Below are 5,023 nucleotides of genomic sequence, written 5' to 3' on the forward strand. Positions count from 1 at the left end.
TCATCCAGGCGACGGTTTGCGTGGTTGCGGTGAGATAACCGTCCATGAACAGCCAGCCGGTGATCGCCAGCAGCACACCCGAGACCAGATAGGTGAGGAAGATCATCGGCCGCCGTCCGACGGTATCGAACAGCCGGCCGAGCAGCACCGGTCCGAGGAAATTACCGGCGGCGAATGGCAGGATGTACCAGCCGACCTGATAGGCGGCGATGCCGAAGAAGTCGGTCAACACCAGCGCATAGGTGAAGAAGATCGCGTTATAGAAAAACGCCTGCGCCGCCATCAATGTGAGGCCGACGCCGGCGCGGTTGCGATGCACGAAGAACAGCGTGCGCGCCGCCTCGATCAGCGGCGTGTGCGAGCGCGACCGCAACTTGATGCGCGGCAGCGGCTCGGCGGGCCGTACATAACCGGGAATGCGCGCCTCGATGCCGGCGACGATGCGCTCGGCTTCCGCGGCGCGTCCATGGGTCATCAGCCAGCGCGGGCTTTCCGGAAGCCACATCCGCATGAAGAAAATGATGAGGCCGAGCCCGCCGCCGATCAGGAAGGCGAGCCGCCAGCCGGTCTCGGGATCGATGACGTTCGGATTGAGCAGCACGATCGACCCGGCGGCGCCGATCGCCGCCCCGATCCAGAAGCTGCCGTTGATCACGAGATCGGTCCAGCCGCGCACCCGCGCCGGAATCAACTCCTGGATTGTGGAATTGATCGCGGCATATTCGCCGCCAATCCCCGCCCCGGTGAAGAAGCGGCACAGCGCGAAGGTCCAGAGGTTCCAGGTGAAGGCGGTCGCCGCAGTCGCGACGAGGTAGACGGCAACCGTGATGAAGAACAGCTTCTTGCGGCCGAACCGGTCGGTCAGCCAGCCGAAGAACAGTGCGCCGATGACGGCGCCTGCGAGATAGGCGCTGCCGACAATTCCGATGTCGGTGCTGGAGAATTTCAGGACTGGACTTTCCCGCAGCGCGCCCGCGAGCGCGCCCGCGAGCGTCACTTCGAGTCCGTCGAAAATCCAGGTGATGCCGAGGGCGGCAACCACCAGCGTATGGAACCGGCTCCATGGCAAGCGGTCGAGACGTGCCGGGATGTCGGTTTCGACGACCTGTGCGACCGCATGGCTCATCCGCGCAGGCATTCCCTTTACGATGCAGGACGGCTAACCAATCTCTATCTGGACGGTTCCGCCAAATTTGCGCTTTCTGGCTGCGGCAGGAACGTCCAATCTTGATGCCGGGGCCATCCGTTTCATGCAATTGCGCGAGCGATCCAAATTGCCGCAGCGTGCCATGTCTCCGGCCCTGCTCACCCTCCTGGCAGCGGCCGGCATCCTGCTCTCGATTTATGTCGCGCGCGAGGAATCGCGCCAGTTCCGGGCGCTGGAGCGGCTGCGCATTGGCGAGATCGTGGATGCAAATTTCGCGGCGGTCAGCGAATATCTGCTGGAGCGGGTCAATCTGGCAAAGACGGTGTCGCGCTTCTTCCTGCCGCCGCCACTATCCACGCCTGCGCCGCTTGGCAGCTTCGGCACGCGCGCGATCGGGCTTGCGCCCGATCTCGCTTTCGTCGGCTGGTTGCCGGAGGTTCCGCCCGCACAAGCGACCGAGATCGAGCAGGTGTTGCGCGCGTCGGAAGCGCCCGATCCGACGCTGCGGGGAGAGGACGGGCGGCCAATCGATCCCAAGACCCTCGACCGGCCGCTATTTCCGGTGATCGATATCGCGCCGGAGCGCGACCGTTCCGCGCTCGGGATCGATGCCGGATCGGTTCCGGATCGGTTGCGTGCCATTCTCGCCGCCAGGCAATCGCACGAGGTGACGCGCACGTCGCCGCTGAGGCTCCCGCAAGCGCAGGACGCGGAAACACTGCTGCTTTATGCGCCGATCTTCGACGAGGCCGGCCGCTTTCTGGGCGTGATGGGCTTCGGCTTCAGGATCGATGAATTATTCCGGTCTGCGCTTGCAAGCGCCAAGGCGCCGGCCGGTGCGGCCATTGCCATCTCGAGTCAGGGCGCAAGCGCGCCGCTCTTCAATTTGTCGTCCGATATTGCCGCAGACAATGAGCCGCGCCGCCGCACGTTGTTCGAGCGGACCATGGATTTCGGCCAGGGCGAATTGAAATTCGTTTATGCGGTGCCGCGCGATCTGCAGCGCGAGGGCTTGTGGCGCGGGCTATGGTTTGCGGGGACCGGCATCGCGATGACGCTCGGCGCCGTGCTCCTGATCGGCTTTATTCTCAATCGCGCGGCGATCCTGTCCGACGAAGTGGCCTCGCGTAAATCCGCCGAAGACCGGCTGAAGGTGCTGATCCACGAACTCAATCACCGCGTCCGCAACGTGATGGCGGTGGCGCAGGCGGTGGTCCGCCTGAGCTTCACGCCGGGGCTCAGCCTCACCGAAATCCAGCGCACCTGCGAGGGCCGCCTTCAGGCGCTGGCCAAGGCGATGTCGATCCTCACCGCAAGCGACTGGAAAAGCGTCAGCCTGCACAGCCTTGTCTCCGAGGACATTCTGCCCTTTGCCGGCCGGATCGAAATGGAGGGGCCCGATATTGCGCTGCGCGCGCGCTCGGCGCAGACCTTTGCGCTTCTGCTCTATGAGCTCGCGACCAACGCCGCCAAGCACGGTGCGCTGTCAGTGCCGGAAGGCCGCGTGACGCTGCAATGGCGCATCGACAATCTCGGCGGCGATCCGCTGTTTCATCTGCATTGGAAGGAGAGCGGCGGCCCCGTCGTGGAAGCGCCTTCGCGCAGGGGCTTCGGTGAATTGCTGGTGCGGCGGATCGCGCCGCGCGACATGGCCGGCAAGAGCGAGGTGCGCTATGAGCCGGGGGGATTTGAGTATGAGCTTCAGGCACCGCTGCGGGAGCTGATCGATACCCGGACGCCCTCGCAAGCGCCGGCTTGACAGCGCGGGCAAAGCCCGGAATCTATAAGAACAAATAGAGAACACAAGCGGGGCCTGAGCAGGCCCAAGGATGCCTCATGGATGCGCTGATGGCCGGTGCGCAAGCTCCGGATGCGCTCGCGCGCCTCCGTCAGGACATAGAAAATATACAGCATTATCAAAGCGATAATGCGCCGCTTCCGCTCGGCCTAAGGCGGGCGGATGCGCTGCTGCGCGGCGGCCTGGCCCGCAGCGTCCTGCATGACATCGCGCCCGCCGCCCCCATCCATCTGGGGGCCGCTACGGGCTTTGCCTTGGCCATCGCGGCCCTTTCGTACAAGGCCGCCGGCAGGTCGGGGGCCGGTGGCCGTGAGACCGTGCTGATCCAGACCGACATGGCTCGGTGGGAGGCCGGTGCAGCCTACGGCATCGGGCTCGGCTTGTTCGGCCAGCCGGTGCGGCGGCTGCTGGTGCTGCGTGCGCGCCGTCCCATCGATGCATTGTTCGCGATGGAGGAGGCGCTGAAGTGCCGCGCGGTTTCTGCCGTCATCGCCGAAATGCCGGACGATACGGCGGACCTGACGGCGACCCGCCGTCTGTCGCTGGCTGCGCGGACCCATGACGGCATCGGCCTGCTGCTGCGGCATCGCATGGCAGCGCAGCCAAGCGCAGCAGTGACGCGCTGGGACGTCGCGGCGCTTGGCGGCGAACGCGATCCTTTCGGCGGCCTCGGCACGACGGGGTTTCAGCTCTCTCTGGTGAAGAACCGGCGCGGTCCGTGCGGCGCCTTTCGTGTTGCGTGGAGTCATCATGAGCTTGCCTTCGTCGAGACGGATCCTGTCGCTGTGGCTGCGCCGGCTTTCGACCGACCGGCTGACGCGGCAATCGCCTGACCTGGCCGGCCAGCCGCTGGCCGTGGTCGCGACGGTGCGCTCGGCGCGGCAGATCATGGCCTTGAATGACGAGGCCGCGCGATTGGGCCTGCGCGCAGGCATGGCGCTCACCGACGCGCGCGCGATGCACCCGGCACTTGCGGCGGTCGAGGCGGACGCGGCGGCCGATGCAGCGACTCTCGACCATGTCGCCGACTGGTGCGACCGCTACACCCCGCTGATCGGGCTCGATCCGCCGGACGGGCTGTTCCTCGATATCAGCGGCTGCGCGCATCTGTTCGGCGGCGAGGACAATCTGCGCCGCGATCTGGTGCGGCGGCTGGCGGCGCAGGGCTTTCATGCGCGCGCCGCGATCGCCGATACGCCGGGATGGGCGTGGGCGCTGGCACGATATGGTGTCTCGGCCTCTGTCGATGGACTAGCCACAAACTCCGCTCATTCCCGCGAAAGCGGGAATCCAGACTCTTGCGGAAGCACTTTGATGCGCGACTCTGGGTCCCCGCCTTCGCGGGGACAAGCGGAGGAGAGAGATACGCAACTTATCTTCTCCGCATTGGCTCCCCTCCCCCTCGCCGCGCTTCGCATCGATCCGGACATTGCCGCGCCTCTTGCGCAGAGCGGCCTCAAGACCATCGGCGATGTCATCGATCTGCCGCGTGCGCCGCTCGCCGCCCGTTTTGGGCAAGGCTTTGTGCGGCGGATCGATCAGGCGCTGGGCCGGGAAGACGAGCCGATCGCGCCGCGGCTGCCGCTGCCGTCCTTCCTCGCCGAGCAGCGCTTCGCCGATCCCATCGGACGCGAGGAGGATGTGCTCGGCACGCTGTTCCATCTGGCGCAGACGCTTGCCAATGTGATGGAGCGGCACGGCAAGGGCGCGCGCCGCCTGCAGGCCGCTTTGTTCCGCGCCGATGGCAAGGTGGCGCGGGTCGAGATCGGCACCTCCGAACCCTTGCGCGATCCCGCTCGCATCCGCCGTCTGTTTCTCGACCGTCTGGCGGTGATCGGCGACGAGGCCGATCCGGGCTTCGGCTTCGATGTGATCCGTCTGTCCGCGCTTGCGGTGGAAGATTTCGATCCGGTGCAGGCCGGATTCGGCACTGGCGATCCGGCGCGCGAGATCGCGCATCTGATTGACCGGCTGATCGCGCGGTTCGGCGCCGACCGGGTGCAGCGGCTGGTCCAGCAGGACACCCATATTCCGGAATATGCAAGCGTCGCTGCGCCGGCGCATCTGCGGCAGCAGAT

4 protein-coding genes are annotated in these 5,023 nt (G+C 66.1%); 3 read left to right on the forward strand and 1 reads right to left on the reverse strand.

Translation table 11 applies throughout. The features are described from left to right. Positions 1-1,126, reverse strand: a 1,126-nt coding sequence (locus ACK41X_RS22420) for an MFS transporter (RefSeq protein WP_409728221.1), incomplete at its 3' end; no start/stop codon positions are given. Between the two features lie 163 nt (positions 1,127-1,289). Here ACK41X_RS22420 and ACK41X_RS22425 point away from each other — a divergent pair. The 3 genes from ACK41X_RS22425 to ACK41X_RS22435 all read left to right on the forward strand — a co-directional run. Further along, positions 1,290-2,906 carry a sensor histidine kinase gene (locus ACK41X_RS22425; RefSeq protein ID WP_409728224.1) on the forward strand — a complete coding sequence of 539 codons (1,617 nt, stop codon included), beginning with the start codon at positions 1,290-1,292 and terminating at the stop codon, positions 2,904-2,906. A 77-nt stretch (positions 2,907-2,983) separates the two neighbouring features. Then, positions 2,984-3,778: an ImuA family protein gene (locus tag ACK41X_RS22430; protein ID WP_409728226.1), complete on the forward strand. Its 795-nt coding sequence runs from the start codon at positions 2,984-2,986 to the stop codon at positions 3,776-3,778. Then, positions 3,696-5,023, forward strand: a 1,328-nt coding sequence (locus ACK41X_RS22435) for a Y-family DNA polymerase (protein ID WP_409728229.1), incomplete at its 3' end; no start/stop codon positions are given. The genes ACK41X_RS22430 and ACK41X_RS22435, both read left to right, overlap by 83 nt.

It is taken from the genome of Pseudorhodoplanes sp. (genome assembly GCF_046289595.1).
GTDB lineage: Bacteria > Pseudomonadota > Alphaproteobacteria > Rhizobiales > Xanthobacteraceae > Pseudorhodoplanes.